Annotated in this window: 14 protein-coding genes; all 14 read right to left on the bottom strand. The window is 33.2% G+C overall.

The window, feature by feature from the left end:
- Positions 1-17: 17 nt before the first annotated feature.
- The gene (gene eno, locus ACREWB_RS06270) at positions 18-1,313 is read right to left on the bottom strand and encodes a phosphopyruvate hydratase (protein WP_431546627.1); all 1,296 of its coding nucleotides are present in this window, start codon (positions 1,311-1,313) and stop codon (positions 18-20) included.
- 117 nt (positions 1,314-1,430) lie between these two features.
- Positions 1,431-2,963, bottom strand: coding sequence for a 2,3-bisphosphoglycerate-independent phosphoglycerate mutase (gene gpmI, locus ACREWB_RS06265; RefSeq protein ID WP_431546626.1), 1,533 nt, complete (start codon positions 2,961-2,963; stop codon positions 1,431-1,433).
- A 24-nt stretch (positions 2,964-2,987) separates the two neighbouring features.
- Positions 2,988-3,734 (bottom strand): triose-phosphate isomerase, encoded by a 747-nt coding sequence (gene tpiA, locus ACREWB_RS06260; RefSeq protein WP_431546625.1) that lies wholly within the window; start codon positions 3,732-3,734, stop codon positions 2,988-2,990.
- Positions 3,735-3,774: 40 nt separating this feature from the next.
- Positions 3,775-4,971 (bottom strand): phosphoglycerate kinase, encoded by a 1,197-nt coding sequence (locus tag ACREWB_RS06255; protein ID WP_431546624.1) that lies wholly within the window; start codon positions 4,969-4,971, stop codon positions 3,775-3,777.
- Positions 4,972-5,131: 160 nt separating this feature from the next.
- Positions 5,132-6,139 (bottom strand): type I glyceraldehyde-3-phosphate dehydrogenase, encoded by a 1,008-nt coding sequence (gene gap / locus ACREWB_RS06250; protein WP_431546623.1) that lies wholly within the window; start codon positions 6,137-6,139, stop codon positions 5,132-5,134.
- Positions 6,140-6,217: 78 nt separating this feature from the next.
- Positions 6,218-7,252: a sugar-binding transcriptional regulator gene (locus ACREWB_RS06245; protein WP_431546622.1), complete on the bottom strand. Its 1,035-nt coding sequence runs from the start codon at positions 7,250-7,252 to the stop codon at positions 6,218-6,220.
- Positions 7,253-7,396: 144 nt separating this feature from the next.
- Entirely contained in the window at positions 7,397-8,767 is a 1,371-nt protein-coding gene (rpoN, locus tag ACREWB_RS06240) for an RNA polymerase factor sigma-54 (protein ID WP_431547154.1), read from the bottom strand.
- A 162-nt stretch (positions 8,768-8,929) separates the two neighbouring features.
- Positions 8,930-9,862: an ABC transporter permease gene (locus ACREWB_RS06235; RefSeq protein ID WP_431546621.1), complete on the bottom strand. Its 933-nt coding sequence runs from the start codon at positions 9,860-9,862 to the stop codon at positions 8,930-8,932.
- A complete protein-coding gene (locus tag ACREWB_RS06230) occupies positions 9,855-10,961 on the bottom strand; it encodes an ABC transporter permease (RefSeq protein ID WP_431546620.1) in 1,107 nt (368 codons plus the stop codon). Before ACREWB_RS06230 ends, ACREWB_RS06235 begins: the two co-directional genes overlap by 8 nt.
- Positions 10,954-12,495 carry an ABC transporter ATP-binding protein gene (locus tag ACREWB_RS06225; protein ID WP_431546619.1) on the bottom strand — a complete coding sequence of 514 codons (1,542 nt, stop codon included), beginning with the start codon at positions 12,493-12,495 and terminating at the stop codon, positions 10,954-10,956. Before ACREWB_RS06225 ends, ACREWB_RS06230 begins: the two co-directional genes overlap by 8 nt.
- Before the next feature lie 210 nt (positions 12,496-12,705).
- A complete protein-coding gene (locus tag ACREWB_RS06220) occupies positions 12,706-13,815 on the bottom strand; it encodes a BMP family lipoprotein (RefSeq protein WP_431546618.1) in 1,110 nt (369 codons plus the stop codon).
- Between the two features lie 351 nt (positions 13,816-14,166).
- Positions 14,167-15,330, bottom strand: coding sequence for a glycine/sarcosine/betaine reductase complex component C subunit alpha (gene grdD, locus ACREWB_RS06215; RefSeq protein WP_431546617.1), 1,164 nt, complete (start codon positions 15,328-15,330; stop codon positions 14,167-14,169).
- 50 nt (positions 15,331-15,380) lie between these two features.
- Positions 15,381-16,913, bottom strand: coding sequence for a glycine/sarcosine/betaine reductase complex component C subunit beta (grdC, locus tag ACREWB_RS06210; protein WP_431546616.1), 1,533 nt, complete (start codon positions 16,911-16,913; stop codon positions 15,381-15,383).
- A 119-nt stretch (positions 16,914-17,032) separates the two neighbouring features.
- The gene (gene grdB / locus ACREWB_RS06205; protein WP_431546615.1) at positions 17,033-18,340 is read right to left on the bottom strand and encodes a glycine reductase complex selenoprotein B; all 1,308 of its coding nucleotides are present in this window, start codon (positions 18,338-18,340) and stop codon (positions 17,033-17,035) included.
- Positions 18,341-18,447 lie beyond the last annotated feature (107 nt).

Here is an 18,447-nt window from a genome sequence, read left to right as displayed (position 1 = left end):
ACTCTTATTAAAAACAGTTATTTATTGATGTTATAAAATGCTTTCATGCCTCTGTATTCAGCTGCACCTTCTAATTCTTCTTCTATTCTTAATAACTGATTGTATTTAGCAACTCTCTCGCCTCTAGCTGGAGCACCAGTTTTAATTTGTCCTGCATTCACAGCTACAACAAGGTCAGCTATAAATGAATCTTCAGTTTCTCCTGATCTGTGAGAAACTACTGCAGTAAATCCAGCTCTTTCAGCCATTTCTATAGCATTTAATGTTTCAGTTATTGTACCTATTTGATTTAATTTTATAAGAATTGAATTTGCAACTTTCTTCTCAATTCCCATTTTTAATCTATTAGTGTTAGTTACAAATAAATCGTCTCCAACTAATTGAACTCTATCACCTATTTTATCATTTAAGTATTTCCAACCTTCCCAATCTTCTTCAGCCATTCCATCTTCAATAGATATAATTGGATATTTATTAACAAGCTCTACATAGTAATCAGCCATTTGCTCAGGAGTTAATTTTCTTCCTTCTGAAGCTAAATTATATTTTCCATCTTCAAAGAATTCAGAAGATGCTGGATCAAGAGCTATAAATATATCTTTACCTGGAACATATCCAGCTTTTTCTATAGCTTCTACTATAATTTTTATAGCTTCTTCGTTTGATGATAAGTCTGGAGCAAATCCACCTTCATCACCAACACCAGTTGATAAACCCTTAGCTTTTAATAATCCTTTTAATGTATGGTAAACTTCTGCACTCATTCTTAATGCTTCACTAAATGAAGTTGCTCCAACTGGCATAACCATAAACTCTTGTAAGTCTACATTGTTGTCAGCATGACTTCCACCATTCATAATGTTCATCATTGGAACTGGTAAAACTTTAGCGTTTACTCCACCAATATATTGGTATAATCCAAGTCCTAATGATTCTGCAGCGGCTCTAGCACAAGCCAGTGACACTCCAAGCATTGCATTAGCACCAAGTTTCCCCTTATTGTCTGTTCCATCAAGAGCTATCATTGCTTTATCTATAGCTACTTGATCATAAACATTCATTCCAACTATTTCATCAGCTATTTCATTGTTTACATTATCAACAGCTTTTAAAACGCCTTTACCATTATATATATCTTTGTCCCCATCTCTGAGTTCTACCGCTTCATACATACCAGTAGATGCGCCTGATGGCACTGATGCTCTTGCAAGTGTTCCATCTTCTAGTGTAACTTCAACCTCAATAGTTGGGAATGCTCTCGAATCCAATATTTGTCTTGCAAATACATCAATAATTTCAATATAGTTTTTCATAATTTCATACCTCCAAAATTTTTTTCTATGTTATTATCTCCAAAGTTAAAATAAAATAACCTTATAATACGTAAAAATACAATTTACTTGGATAATTTGATAGATTTATCTAGTTTTTTAAACTGTTATTAGTGATTTCCCTGTCATTTCCTTAGGGACAGGTAGCTCCATAGCATCTAAAATAGTTGGAGCAATATCAGCTAGTATTCCACTGTCCTTTAGCCCTTTACCATGGTTTGAAACATATGTAAACGGAACTAAATTCGTAGTATGTGCTGTCATAGGTTTTCCTGAAGAAAAGTCGATCATTTGCTCAGCATTACCATGATCTGCAGTTATAAATACTGTACCATCTTTGCTTAAAACATTTTTAACAATTTTACCTAGACATTCATCTACTGTTTCTATAGCCTTTTTAGCAGCTTCAAAAACTCCTGTATGTCCTACCATATCTGGATTAGCATAATTAAGTATAATCATGTCATAGTCGTCAGAATCAAGTCTTTTTAATAATTCTTCAGTAACTAAATACGCACTCATTTCCGGCTGCAAATCATAAGTAGCTACCTTTGGGGATGGAATAAGTGCTCTATCTTCATTAGTATTTGGAGCCTCAACACCACCATTGAAGAAGAATGTCACATGAGCATATTTTTCAGTTTCAGCTATTCGAAGCTGTTTTTTGCCAAGGCTACTAACATATTCACCTAGCGTATTTTTATAACTATCCGATGTATATGCTACAGTTACATCTTTCATAGTTATATCATATTGTGTCATGCATACATAATTTAAATTTAGTGTTTTTCTTTCAAATCCTAAAAACTCTTTATCATTTATTGCTCTAGTAATTTCTCTTGCCCTATCTGGTCTAAAATTAAAGAATATTACACTGTCATTATTCTTTATAGCTGCCACCGGCTTATCATTTTCCATAATAACAGTTGGAAGAACAAATTCATCTGTCTTGTTATCGTGGTAAGCACTTTTAACCGCTTCTATTGCTGATGAATTCTCCTCACCTTTAGATAAAACCATTGCATTATAGGCAAGTTCTACTCTTTCCCATCTCTTATCTCTATCCATAGCATAATATCTACCAGAAACAGTAGCAATTTTTCCTATTCCAATTTCATTCATATATTCTTCAATTTCTGCTATATATTCTAGTGCTGAACCCGGTTGCACGTCCCTGCCATCTAAGAATGCATGAACATAAACATTTTTAGCACCCTTATCCTTAGCAAGCTTTATAAGTGCTTTTAAATGATCAATATGAGAGTGAACTCCCCCATCAGATAATAATCCTAAAAGATGCACTGAAGAATTTGATTCTATGGCTTTATCTATTGCTTCAGTAAAAGCAGTATTTTTAAAGAAGTTTCCTTCTGCAATTTCTTTTGTTATTCTTGTAAGCTCTTGATATATAATTCTACCAGCACCTATGTTTAAATGGCCAACTTCTGAATTACCCATTTGACCTTCTGGAAGTCCTACGTCTAGTCCACTAGCCTTTAATTGTGTACTTGGGTATTTTTCTACTATTTTATCATAGTTGGGTTTATTTGCTGCAGTTACTGCATTTCCATCTACATTATTTGATATTCCAAATCCATCTAGAATCATTAACATTACTGGTTTCTTTTGCATTTTTGTTCCTCCCACCCATTGCAGCTAATAATTTACTATTCCTGCAAAATCTTCTGCTTTAAGACTAGCTCCGCCGATTAATCCGCCATCTATGTCTGATTTACCCATTTGTTCACTTATAGTTGATGGTTTAACTGAACCGCCATATTGAATTCTAAGTTTTTTTGATACATCAGAACCAAACATAGCACCAACTACTCTTCTTATAAAGCCAATTGTATCATTAGCTTGATCAGCAGTTGCAGTTTTTCCTGTGCCTATAGCCCAAATTGGTTCATAAGCAATAACTAAGTTTTCCACTTGTAATTTTGTAAGTCCTTGTAAATCTAATTTTAATTGATTTTCTAAGACTTTTTCTGTAATATTTCCTTCTCTATCTTTAAGAGTTTCACCAACGCATAGGATAGGCAATATATTATGGTTATAAGCAGCTTTAAGTTTTTTATTTACAGTTGCGTCAGTCTCATTGAAATACTGTCTTCTTTCACTATGTCCAAGTATTACATAATCAACACCCATGTCTTTTAACATTCCTGGTGAAACTTCACCTGTAAAAGCTCCATTTTCTTCAAAATGCATATTTTGAGCTCCAACTTTTATATTTGTTCCCTTAGCTGCTTTTATTACTGCATCTAAACATAAAAATGTAGGACAAACTACAACATCACATTTTGCATCTTTAACTAGTGGTTTTATTCCCTCTACTAAAGTTATAGCGTCTGCTACAGTTTTGTTCATTTTCCAATTTCCTGCAATTATACCTTTTCTCATGATAACCCCTCCTAATATTTCTTTATAGTATCTTATTTATTTATTTATTTGTTAGCGCTTCAATCCCTGGCAAAAGTTTCCCCTCTAAGAATTCAAGAGATGCTCCACCACCTGTAGATACATGAGTCATCTTATCTCCAAAACCTAGTTGATTAACAGCTGCTGCACTGTCTCCACCACCTATTACTGTTGTTCCATCAACTTGCGCCATAGCCTTTGCTACTGCAATAGTACCATTCGCAAAATTCACAAATTCAAATACTCCCATTGGTCCGTTCCAAACGATAGTTTTAGCTATACTTATAGCACCTTCATATATTTCACAAGTCTTAGGTCCAATATCAAGTCCCATATACCCATCTGGAATGTTTTGATTTTCAGTAACTATAGCCTCTGCCTCAGAAGAAAATTTATTTGCAACAATATTATCCACTGGGAGTAAAAATTTAACTCCTTTTGCCTGTGCTCTTTGCATCATATCTTTAGCATATTCTACCTTATCTTCTTCAACTAGTGAAGTTCCTATAGAATAACCACCGGCTTTTAAGAATGTATAAGCCATTCCTCCACCAATAATTAAAGTATCTACCTTATCAAGCAAATTAGCAATAACATCTATTTTGTCTGTTACCTTAGCTCCACCTAAAATTGCAACAAAAGGCCTAACAGGATGATCTACTGCTTCTCCTAAGAATTTTAATTCCTTTTGAATTAAGTATCCACATACCGAAGTTTTAATAAACTGCGTTACGCCAACTGTAGATGAGTGAGCTCTATGAGCTGTTCCAAAGGCATCATTTACAAATATATCTGCAAGAGATGCTAATTCTTTCGAGAAATTTTCACCATTTTTAGTTTCTTCACTTCTATACCTTGTATTCTCTAATAGTAATACATCTCCGTCTTTCATTTTTGATACAGCCGATTTCACACTATCACTAACTACATTTGGATCTGCAGCAAAAACTACTTGTTTTCCTAGCATTTCACTTAATTTTTTAGCAACTGGCGCTAGTGAAAGCTCTGGCTTTGGCTGTCCACTTGGTTTCCCAAGATGTGAACATAAAATAACTTTTGCACCTTTTTCAACTAAATAGTTTATTGTAGGCATTGCTCCTACTAACCTATTTATATCTGTAATTGCCCCATCTTTTAATGGTACATTAAAGTCACATCTCACTAGAACCTTTTTACCTTTAACCTCAATATCTTCAATTGTTTTTTTATTGAATTGCATACACAGTCTCCTCTCTTGTGGTAGATCTTACATTATATTTGTATTTATTGCAAAATACATTTAAAAAGGACTGGTTCCATAGAGTAACTATAAAACCAGTCCTTGATATTATATTTACAGTTTTATGGTAAAATTAAATTTTATGAAAAAAAATTAAATTTTATAGTTTATCTGCAACAAATTTAGTTAAATCTGCTAATCTGTTTGAATAACCCCATTCGTTATCATACCAAGAAACAACTTTAACCATGTTATCTCCAATAACCATAGTTGACATTGCATCAACTATAGAAGATCTTTCATCTCCTCTGTAATCAATTGAAACTAGAGGCTCTTCAGAGTATCCAAGAATTCCCTTCATTGTAGTTTCAGAAGCTTTCTTAAATGCTGCATTTACTTGTTCTGCAGTAACATTTTTTGAAAGTTCGCAAACTAAATCTGTACATGAAACTGTTGGAGTTGGAACTCTTAATGAAAATCCGTTTAATTTTCCTTTTAATTGTGGTAAAACTAATGCTACTGCTTTTGCTGCTCCTGTAGTAGTTGGAATCATTGATACAGTTGCTGCTCTAGCACGTCTCATATCACTATGTGGAGCATCTAATAATCTTTGATCTCCAGTATATGAATGAATTGTAGTCATTAGACCTTTAACTATTCCAAACTCTTCATCTAAAACTTTAGCAAAAGGTGCTAAACAGTTTGTTGTACATGAAGCATTTGATATTATGTTATGTTTTGCTGCATCATATTTTTCTTCGTTAACGCCTAAAACAATTGTTATATCTTCATTTTTAGCTGGTGCAGATATAAGTACTTTTTTAACTGTTCCACCTAAATGTGCATTTGCTTTAGTAGCATCTGTAAAGAATCCTGTAGATTCTATTATTATTTCTGCTCCAAGAGAATTCCAATCAATGTTTTTTGGATCTCTTTCTGCAAATATTTTAATTTCTTTTCCATTAACAACTATTGAATTTTCTTTTGGTTCTACAGTTCCGTTAAATTTTCCATAAAGAGAATCATATTTTAAAAGATGTGCAAGTGTAGCAGCATCTGTTAAGTCATTGATTCCTACTACCTGTAATTCTGTAGCATAGTTTGCAACTAGTGCTTTAAATACGTTTCTTCCTATTCTTCCAAATCCATTAATACCTACTTTTATCATATTGATAAAACCTCCTATGTTTTAATAAAATAATTATATGTAAATATATAATTCTTTAAAATCAAAGCATTACATAGTTTACTCTCTTTTCTCAATAATATTTATGATTTCTTCTGCTGCTGCTTCATCAATTATAAGAACTGTGCTTGACGCATTGATTTCAGTTGCTATAATAGCTCTAGCTTTATTTTTTCCACCCGCTACTGCAATTAATATTTTGATATTTTTAATATCTTCGTTTTTTACACCAATAGTAGGAGTAGAATAAACTATTTTCCCTGATTCATCAAAGTAATGACCAAAAGCTTCTCCTACGGCGCCTAAAGTTTCCAGCTCATTTATAATTTCTTCAGAAAGTCCTCTTTTCATAGCCATATCCTTAGCAATTCCTATACCATAAATAAGAACTTCAGCATTTTTAATTTTACTCATTATGTCTTTTATACCTTTTTCATTTAATATGGTTTCCAGTGCTCCATTACTCAAATTATCAGGTACATGAAGTAATTCGTAATTTCCACAAATCTTATTTGCAAGTCTTGAAACTAAGGTATTAGCCTCAATTTCAACATCTCTAGACATACCACCTCTTGCTGGAAGCACTAAGACGTTATTAAATTTACTTGTTTTAGGAAAATTTTCAACAACTTCCTTAACTGTGGATCCGCCAGTTAATGCAATTATAGTATTATCTTTTATAATACTCGAAGCATAACTTGCACCTGCCTTACCTAGTTCTTTAAGTACACTTTTATCAATTTCTACGTTTCCGGGAACAACTATAACTTGCGAAAGCTTTAAATGCTTCTGAATAAAATCTTCAATTTTAGACAATCCTTTAATTTCATGAATAAAATCTTTTAGCTTACTTATTATTTCTTCTCCATCAATTGTAACAAACATACCAGACGCATTAATCTCAATTAAGTTCTGAGATTTTAAAAAATTTATTTCATTTCTTACTATTCTTTCCCCTATACACAAATCACTTGCTAAGATTCTGCGTCCTATGGGCTGATTGTAATATATGGTCCTTAGTATGTTATATCTTTTTTGTAGAAGTTCTATTAATTCTGGCACTACCTTTTGCTGTAATTTTAATATATCCTGCACTTAAACACCTCTCTGGACTTTATGAGTCCCAGCATACAATTTTTGCTCCCACCTATATTATAACTCAAATACTAACTTTTTTAAATTAGTATTTGAAAAAACATGTTAACATTTTGTTAACGGATCCCTTTTGTATGCATATATTTAAAATCTTTTTCGTTTACTTGAACTTTTAATCATAAGTTCCTCTCTATATTTTGCTACAGTTCTTCTTGAAATATTCATTCCTTCTATATTTAATCGATTACAAATAATTTGATCCGATAGTGGCTTCTTTGCATCCTCATTATTCACCATCTCTTTAATAGAAGTCTTAATGTTAATTGTAGATATATCCTCTCCACCTACAGCTGATGCTATTCCATTAATAAATAAATCTTTTATTTTGATTATTTTACCATTATTTACGCTTACATATTTCTCTCTAATTGCGCGACTTATAGTCGATTCATGCATTTCCAAATTATTAGCAATAATTTTTAGTGTCATTGGTTTTAAATATTCTGCGCCGTTATCAAAATAATCCTTTTGTGTTGATAAAATTTCTTCTAAAACTCTATATACAGTATTTTTTCTTTGTTCAATACTTTTAATAAGAAACATTGCGCTATTAAGTTTATCTTTTACGTATTCTACAGCTTCCACATCTTTTTCTTCTTTAATAATTTCTTTGTACAATGAATTTATATTTAATTTTGGAAGCACATCTTCATTCATAGAAATAAAGTACTCATTATCTATCTTATTTATGTAGGCATCAGGTATAATATATTTAACAGTCTCCCCAGTATAAAATCCTCTTGATGGCTTAGGCTCTAGTGTTTTTATAATATCTCCATATTTTTGAACATCAGATGTTGTAACTTTTAATAACTTTGCTATAGCAGTATATTTATTTTCTGCCAAAAGTTCTAAATAATTATCTACAATTTTATAAATATTCTCATCATTGTTACCCAGATTGCATAATTGAATCCTAAGGCATTCTTTTAAATCCCTAGCTCCAATTCCTTGTGGATCTAAAGACTGAAGAATTTTCAGTGCATTTTCAGCATTTTCAATTGATATTGCCATTTCACTGCATATATCAGATAATTTTACAGGTAAATACCCTTTTGAATCTAAATTTTCAATCATATATTTGCATATATTCAATACATTATTTTTCTCAGTGATTAGACCTATTTGTTCATTAAGATAATCTTTAAGTGATTTTTCCTGAGCAATATAATAAAAGGGTGAAACTTCTTCTTTTTCAATCTTTACACCGTAATTCTTTCCTTTATAATCATCTTGCTCAAGGTACTTAATTATTTCTTTAAAATCCTTTACATCATTTTTATTGTTTTTGTTATTTTCAACATCTTTTTCTTCAAGTACCGGATTCTCTTGCATCTCTTTATCCACATATTGCCCTAGCTCATATGAGGACATTTGAAGAAGTTTAACTGATAACTGCATTTCTTGCGTCATTATTAATTTTTGTTCTTGGATTAAATTCAAACCAAAATTAATGTTCATTCATCCTTCACCCCATCTTGACCAATATAAATAATTATACCATAGCCCATAACATAAATATAGATTATGCTACAAGCTAGAATTAAAAAAACTCAGTATAAGTTTCTGACGTAGCAGAAACTTATACTGAGTCTTTTAATCATTAAAGTTAAATCATCATCTTGATCCTTTATCATATGGCTTACCACTAGCTAAAGGTCCTGTTGTTTTCCCAACAAATCCTGCAAGTGCAAGCATAGTCAGTACATACGGTATAACCGAATATACTTCTGAAGGTAAATTCCAACTAAGTCCCTGTGCAAAAATATTAAATGCAAGTCCAAAGGCAAATAATAAACTAGCACCTAGAGCTCCAAAAGGTTTCCAATTACCAAAGATAACAGCAGCTAAGGCAATAAACCCACGTCCTCCTACCATACCTTCTCTGTAAAGTGGAGTTATTCCAAGGGATAATGCTGCTCCGCCAAGACCTGCAAGCATTCCTGATAAAATTACACACATATATCTTATTTTATAAACATTTATTCCTAGTGTATCAGCAGCCTTTGGATGCTCTCCTACAGCTCTAATTCTTAGTCCCAGTGGTGTTTTATATAGTATATAATGCGAAACAAATACTAAAATAATTGCTAATACAACAAACCAATTTAAACCAGCTATAAATTTACCTATATATGGTATATTTTTAATTCCTTCTGGTATGTTATATGAAAGCCCTTTTACTATATCTGTTTGTCCACCCTTACCATCAAATAACTTAAATATTAAGAAACTAGCAAGGGCCGTGGCCAAAAGATTTATGGCTGTACCAGAAATTACTTGATCTGCACGCAAATGTATACTGAGCACTGCATGCAATAGCCCTAAAACCCCACCAGCTGCCACACCGAAAATTATCCCTACTACTGGATTTCCAGTAACATAGCTTCCGTATACTCCAAAGAATGCGCCTATTACCATCATACCTTCAAGACCAATATTTACCACACCTGATTTTTCAGAAAATATACCACCCAGGGCAGCAAAAATTAGAGGTGTAGCTATTCTTAAGGTTTGCGCTAACAAATTTATTAAAATAACACTACTCATTTGTAATCGCCCCCTTCTTTTTCTTTTCAGAGAAGTATTTAACAATATAATCTGTGGCTACAAATATAATAATTATAGCTTGGATTAAATAAACTATGTCTTTTGGTATTCCATTTAGTTGAAGAGTTCTAGCACTACTGTTTAATGTGCCGAATAATAAAGCTGAGGCTATACACCCAATAGGATTACTCTTAGCTAGTAGTGCAACAGCGATACCATCAAACCCATAAGAAGGAAGTACCATAAAGTCTTTTACATTATGAAGAACACCTGCTACATGTGTTGCTCCACCCACTCCTGCTATTCCACCAGAAAGCACCATAGCCAAAATAGTATTTTTTGCTACATTAATTCCACCATACTCTGCTGCATGTGGATTTATACCAACTGCTCTTATTTCATACCCAACAGTGGATTTCCATAATAACCAAAATATAAAGATAGCTACTGCTATTGCAAGAAATATACTAATATTAGCTCCACTACCCGAAACAAACCTATGAAGCTGTGCGCTATCTTGTATAGTAGGTGTACTTGCTTTCCCTGCCACTCCAAAACTAGTTCTTAGAATAAGGAAATTAGCCAGGGCCATAGATATATAATTCATCATAATTGTATTAATAACTTCATGAGTACCTACTTTAGCCTTTAAATATCCTGGGATTGCTCCCCATAATCCACCGGCTGCAAACCCAGCAATAATCATTAATGATATATGAATTACTGGAGTGAGTCCTGGGATAGTTCCTACAAATGCAGCTGCTAGCATTCCAAGTATAAATTGACCAGCAACACCTATATTAAATAGGCCACATTTAAATGCTACGGCATTTGCAACTCCTGTAAATATTAGTGGAGTAACTTCTGAAACAGTAACAAAGGTTACTCTCTCATTACCAAACCCGCCTTTATATATAAGTCCAAATAAATCTCCCAGAGCTGAAAAATACTGCAATATAGAGTACCCTTTTGCCCACATTACAAAGAACACAGCAACAAATATGGAAACTATTATAGAAAAAAAAGGAAACGCAAGAGATTTAAGAGCATTCTTTACTAAATTTATAAAAGTACTATTTTTATTTTCTACTTTATTCATTATCTTTAACTCCTTCCGGTGTTTCCTGAAGAGTACCACCAGCCATAAGTATACCAAGTTTTTTCTCTGTGGCATCGCACCTATCAAGTATATCCACTATTTTGCCATCATACATTACTGCTATTCTATCTGATAACGATAGTATTTCATCAAGTTCTAAGGACATTAAAAGCACTGCCTTGCCCTTATCACGCTCCTGTACTAATCTTTTGTGAATATATTCAATTGCACCAACGTCAAGTCCTCTTGTAGGCTGTGCTGCTATTAATAGTTCCGGATTTTTCGAAATTTCTCTAGCTGCTATAAGTTTTTGTTGATTACCACCTGATAGCGATTCCGCATTTACGTCTGCATTTGGAGTTCTAACATCAAATTCTCGAATAAGTTCATCACAGTGTTTTCTAATTTCACTATAATTCATGACTATACCTTTACTAAAAGGTGCATTCTTATGGATTCCAAGCACTGAGTTTTCAAATAGAGAATAATCTAATATAAGCCCTCTTTTTTGTCTATCCTCTGGTATATGACCAACACCTGCCGACATAATAGTTCTTGGTGACTTGCCATATATGCTTTTACCATTTATTGTAATGCTTCCACTCTTAGGTTTCCTAAGCCCAGTTAGAACCTCTAAAAATTCAGATTGACCATTGCCATCAACACCAGCTATACCAAGAATTTCTCCACCATATATTGATAATTTCAAATTATCTACAGCCGGTAGTCCTCTTTGATCATTGGCACAAAGATTTTCAATTTTTAATATTTCTCCTTTGATTACGGCCGGCTTCTTATCTACAGTTAAGTTAACTTTTCTACCTACCATAAGTTCAGCTAATTCATCTATACTTGTTTCACTAGTTTTTACTGTGCCCGTTACCTTACCCCGTCTTATTATAGTAACTCTATCACTCATACTCATAACTTCTTTTAACTTATGTGTTATAAGTATTACTGATTTCCCTTCTTTTTCAAGATTTTTAATTATAGTACCCAGTTCCTCAATTTCTTGAGGCGTCAAAACTGCTGTAGGCTCGTCCAATATTAGAATTTCAGCACCTCTGTATAGTGCCTTTAGTATCTCTACCCTTTGCTGTTGTCCTACGGAAATATCTTCTATAATAGAACTCGGATTAATAGCAAAACCATATTTTTCTGAAATTTCTCTAACATCGTGTATAGCTTTTTCCATATCAATTTTCAAACCTTTTTTAGGTTCAATGCCTAAAATTATATTTTGCGTCACGGTAAAATTATGTACAAGCATAAAATGTTGATGAACCATTCCTATACCGAGTTTTATTGCGTCATTTGGAGTTGTTATATTTACTAGGTCACCGCTTACATAAACTTCTCCCTTTTCTTGTTTATATAGACCATAAAGAATATTCATAAGAGTTGTTTTCCCTGCACCATTTTCACCAAGAAGAACATGTGTCTCTCCTCTTAATAGTTCGAAATCTACATTGTCATTAGCAATGGTTCCTGGAAAAACCTTGGTTATGCCCTTCATTTCTACTACCTTTTCCATTTGCTTTCCTCCTTAAAAAGATTAATTATCACCTACGGTGCTGCCATCACCACCTGTAGAGGTGGAGGATTTTATTTTCAAACAAATCTAATCATCACCTTTGGTACTGTAATATTATTAATCCAGCATTGTTATTAGAAAAAGCTAGATGTAAGACATCTAGCTCTTATCGGATATTAAATCATCATCTGCGATGCTGCAATATTATTTTTATTTGAAATCCATTGCTTCTTGTCTATTTACTGGAACAACTATTTCTCCAGCTATAACTTTATCTTGATATGTTTTAACTATGTCTAAAACATCTTTTGGTACGTTTTTATCAGATGTTGCAGCTATTCCTACGCCTTCTTCTTTTAATCCTAGAGTAATAACTGAACCACCTTTAAATGTACCATCAACTATAGATTTAGATGCGTTATAAGTTGCAGTGTCAACTCTTTTCATCATACTTGAAAGTATAACGGAAGCATATTCTGGAACTGTTAATGATTGATCCATATCAACTCCGATAGCCCAAACTGTTTTTCCACCATCTGTTAATTCTTTAGCAGCTTTGAATAAACCAATACCAACACCACCTGCTGCATGATAAACTACGTCGCAACCATCTTGATATAGTGATTTTGCTAATTCATATCCTTTATTTGTATCATCGAAACTGTCTGCATATTTTACAGTTGTTCCTGTACTCTTGCCATCTGCGCTTAATAAACCTTTAGCAGCTTCTGGATTAACTGATTTAACACCAGCTGCAAATCCAACTTCAAATCTGTTTATTAAATCGAAATCTTTTCCACCAATAAATCCAATCTTATTAGTTTTAGTCATTTTTCCTGCAATAACTCCCATTAAGAAAGAACCTTCTTGCTCTTTAAAAACAATTGATTCTACGTTTGGCAATTCAACAACTGAGTCTATAATTGCAAAGTTTTTGTCAGTATGAGCTTTAGCAACCTCTGTCACTGCATCTGACATTTGGAATCCAATTGCAAAAGTTAAATTTGAACCCTCTTCAATTAATGCTTCTAAATTAGGTGTATAATCTTCTTTCTTTTTAGACTCGATAGGCTTGTAAGCGAAACCATCTTCAGCCATAGCCTTGTTAACACCCTCGTTTGCTGATTGGTTAAATGATTTATCATTTAATCCACCTTCATCAGTAGAAAGTCCTATTACTATACCATCTCCTGCTGCTTTTTTCTCTTCTACTTTTGGTGTTTCTGTTTTTGGATCTTCCTTGTTTGTTCCACATCCCACAAACAATGTTGCAACTAGAGCCACCGTTGTTAGTATTGCAATTACCTTTTTCTTATTCATAATAATTTCCCCCCTATAAATAATTAATTGATGATTAAAACATGTTATTGTGTAGCAACTATACTATTCTATAAAAGTTAAAAAAATCCTCTTTATTTACATAAATTTTTTTAATTTTTTATACATGTTAACGGTTACTTATTTTTCAAAACATTTAAATTATAAATATATTCCTTCTACTACTTAAATTAGATTATATACGAGTTTTTTATTAATAGCAACTACTTATTATATAAATATTAAAATATTTTTATTTCAACATTTTTTTTGTAAAATAAAAAGAAACTGTCACTATTAGTTTAGTTTGAGTTTCCTTTTATAATTTCAATTTATTAAAACTCTAAATAATTTTTAGTCCATAAATTTAGCTTTTTTTAAAATTTCAATTGCTATGCTTCCAGCTTCTTCTGGAACTAAAACTATTGGTCCTGTACAACCCATGCCACTTTCTGAATAGACTCCCTCTTTCCATAAGCATTTACATGCATCTTCAAGCTCTAGTATATCTATTCCAGCGATAGCAAATGTTACAACCACTTTCTTTGGCATCACTATTTGCTCTTCACTAGCTACATTTCCTTCTTTTTTAATAACCTTATTTATAGCATCTTTTAAACCTGCATTATTAGCTCTAGCAAATTCATCTTTTGCTATACTTAAAACTGCGTTTTCTGCACAAATAGCACAATATTTTAAAGCTTCAGCTATTAATGGAGCTCCTGAGGATCTCGATACTATGTTTACAAGTTTATCATAATTTTCTCCAACACCAGGTCCATAACCAGCACCTACAGTTTCATAGTTACCCCCTGTAGTGAACGCTGAGAAAGTTTTAACTAAAAGGTTACCAGTAAGCGAATCACAAACCATAACATCTGGTGTTCCAGAAAGTAAATCGTTCCCTCTCATAACGGAACCTCCATCTGCTCTTAATGAATCTGCAAATTTAAAATCATATCCATTAGTTTGTATTTCTTTTAATATTCTTTCAACTTGTCTTGCTCCATCTAAATTTAATATTCCAAGGGTTGGATTTTTGATACCTATAGCTTTAGCCGCTGCAATACCAGAAATCGCATTGAAAACCATCCCCTCTACTCTATTTACAGATGTAGTCCCGGTAGTAGTAGCAAGTATCATGTCACGACCTTTACCAGGTGTTACTATTTTCCCAACAGTAGACACTCCAATTGGAAAATCAAAATGTTGAGTAACACATCCGCTTAAATTATGATTCTCTAAAAGTTCAGTCATTTTTTTATGACCTTCCTCTGCAGTCTGGACTTCTATAATTTCAAAGTCTGCTTCCACTTTAGGTCCTATTAAGACAATTTCAAAATCATCATATTTATTTTTAGCTATTTCTGCTGCTTTTACCATTTCATCTATACCATGCTCTGATCCAAGTAGGGTTAATCCTATTCTAACATTATTTTTAAATTTCCCACTCTTTATGCCGTAAGCTATATCATTAAATACTTCAGCAATCATTTGCTTAGTTGCGTTTTCACTCATATCTACACCCCTTTTCTAACACTAAATTAATCATTACCTTTGGCACTGCTTTATTTAGTCATTAAATAATTAGCAAAATCACTCATTGCGTCTCCCACCATAGCCTTAACTTCTTCTTTACTAACTTCTGATTTACTTTCTACTTTTCCTGTGTTCTTTTCTACTAAAATCGAAATGCCATCAAATAAGTTAGTCATTCTTCCTAGGAATAAGCTTCCTTTACCGATTATCATAAAGTTTTTGAGCACACCTTCTTTAATTCGATCTATACCATGACCAACAATAGGCACACCTGATGGTATATGTCCTTGAGTAGGTGCAAATCCTGGGTATCCATGTTCTTTTATAAAGTTTGGTAATTCTTTTCTATCCAATTGGCCTTTTTTAACTGCCAATGCACCAATCATTTTATAGTTTTGAGTTGGTACATCACCAGCACCTGCAGGCTCAGTTATATCTGGAGTTTGCATTTCTGGTGCATATTTATCCACGTCTGTAATTTTAAGTCCAATAGAAGTTAATGGGTCCATAACTAATGCTTCTAGCACCGCTTGTGGAGCCGCTCCATGTCCTATAGTATGTCTTCCTATTACGTCTGTTCTTAGAATCGGACTAACTCCATCATTTTCTGATATAAGTATAGCAAATCCACCTAAACAATCCTCAAGTATCGATAATCCCTTTTTAACATGATCCTTACCATTCATACCGAGTTTTGCAGTGGCTCCTCCAGCAATAACTACTACATTTTTAAATATTCCTGCTTTAACGAGTGCCGCAGCGTTTACTATTGCATGAGCTGGAGCTGCACAAAATCCTCTTATATCCGATCCAGTTGCGCCAGTAAGTCCAACAACTTCGCCTATAGCTTTAGCTAAATTTCCGCCGCCTCTTTGATTCATATCTCCTACAGCCTCTTCTGAACATTCAAATATGTATCCAATTTCCTCTATTTTTACATCTAAATTATCAACTAAATGTAGTCCGGCAAGAACGCCTGAAGCTTTAACTGCTATGTTTTCTAACATATAATGTGCTGACAGGTTGGGGTCAAATTCATGAGCACGTCTTACGCAACCTACTAAATGTGTCCCTTCAAATAGTCCTTCTGCAGCACTATTTAAAACAAGGTCGTTTATTTTTTCTAAACTCTCGCCAACTATTTTTTCAACTTTACTCTCTAATAATGGATGTTCGGATAATTTTTCTTTTACTTTTTCTGCAAAAGAATTCTCTAATAATACAAGATCAAATACATCTGCAATTTTCATTAAACCATAGAATTCATCCTGCGGCATAATTTCACCAAATTTACCAAATCTATTTGCACTTTCAATGTTTTTTCCATACCAAGGTCTTGGTAGTTCTGTTAATTCTTCTGGAGTCAAGTTTCCTATATATGTTTGGTTAGGCGCATATGCCATAACCTCTTCAAATCCTCTTAAATGGCTATTCATATCTCTTAAATACTCAGAATCTGGGTTCGCCTTTCTCTCTACTGTTTGTGTACTTCCATTGTGAATTACCATATCTGGTGTATTAACTAATATATAAGATGCTTTTTTTATAACTGGAAAATTCATAATTATTCATCCTCCTTATTTCTTCCTTGTTGACAACACATAACAATTATTAATTATGTACATAAATAATTAGGGAACATAAGAGTCCCCTAATTATTTTATCTATTGCAATTTAAAAATTAATCTTCAAATATTTTTTGGCCATCTACAGGTGTCTGTAGAGCAACTAATGCTCTTTCCACTAACTTCCTTCTTAATTTATACTCATCTTCCTTGCTAAGTGCAGGATTTCCAAGTGGGTGTGGAATAGCTACTGTAGGTACAATTCTATTAGCACCAACGGTTACTGAAACTGGTGTAATAGTGCACATATGAACTACTGGGAGGCCAGCTCTTTCTATTTCTTTAACTAACGTTGCTCCGCAACGCGTACAAGTTCCTCATGTAGAAGTTAATATAACCGCATCTACTCCATCAGCAATTAACTCTCTAGCAGTATCTTTTCCAAATTTCACAGATGATGCAACTGCAGTACCATTACCCACTGTTGAATAGTAATATCTGTGTAAAGATCCTATTTTACCTTCTTTTTCTAAATCTCTTAATACATCTACTGGGATAACTCTATCCGGATCTTCATTAGCATATACTGGATCGTGTCCACCATGTGCTGTTTCATGAGTCTCACAAGTTAAATCATCTATTCCTTCTATATCATATTTGCATATTTTAGAAGCACTTGATGATTCTATATGATCTGGATTTCCTTTTGGAACTATACCACCAGACGTAACTATTGCTATTTTAGCTTTAGTTATATCAGTTATAGGATCATTTGGCTCAACTCTATCGAAGCTAGGCATTTTGAATTCTGTAACAAATTCTTCTCCTTTTAACTTCTTAACAAGCATATCAACTGCTCTTTTTGATCCTCTTTCAGCAGCAAAATAGTTCTTTCTTATACCTCTTTCAATATAATTATCCTCAGATGGCATTCCTATTACTTCGCCTTTAGCTAATTTTAGTGCTAATGATACCATTTTAGGCAACGCGTCTCTCATACCAACTGCACTGTTTCTAGTAGAAACAATGTATAATTGTTTTTTATACATATCAGCACCTGGATTTTCAACGTACATTCCAGACATAACAGGTATATTTAATTTCTGTTTTACTTCTGTTGCCATAGCTCCACAAGCAATACCATATCTTCCTGCATTAAAAGCAGGTCCTGCTATAAATAAATCCGGATTGTATTTCTTCACCATTTCAATTATTTCAGCTTTAGCCTCATCTATGTTTTCAGCAAAATATGAGTCACCACAGATTACAGTAGCAACTATTTCTGCGCCACCCTGCTTTAATAAACCATTTAATCCCATACCAGGTCCCACAACGCCTTCTCTAATCTCTGGTTTAATATTTGCTTTTTCTTCTCCACCTATTCCTGCGTAAAATTGATTTATATAATGAACGATTTTTAACAAGTATTTCTCCACCTTTCTAACGTCAATTTACAATCTTTAACTATTTTCGATAAAATAATTTGCAATTGACAATCTTATAGTATTTATACTAATTTACCATTCAGATT

This window comes from Clostridium sp., assembly GCF_050717635.1.
GTDB lineage: Bacteria > Bacillota > Clostridia > Clostridiales > Clostridiaceae > Clostridium_AD.
This window is presented reverse-complemented; position numbering and strand designations above follow the sequence as displayed.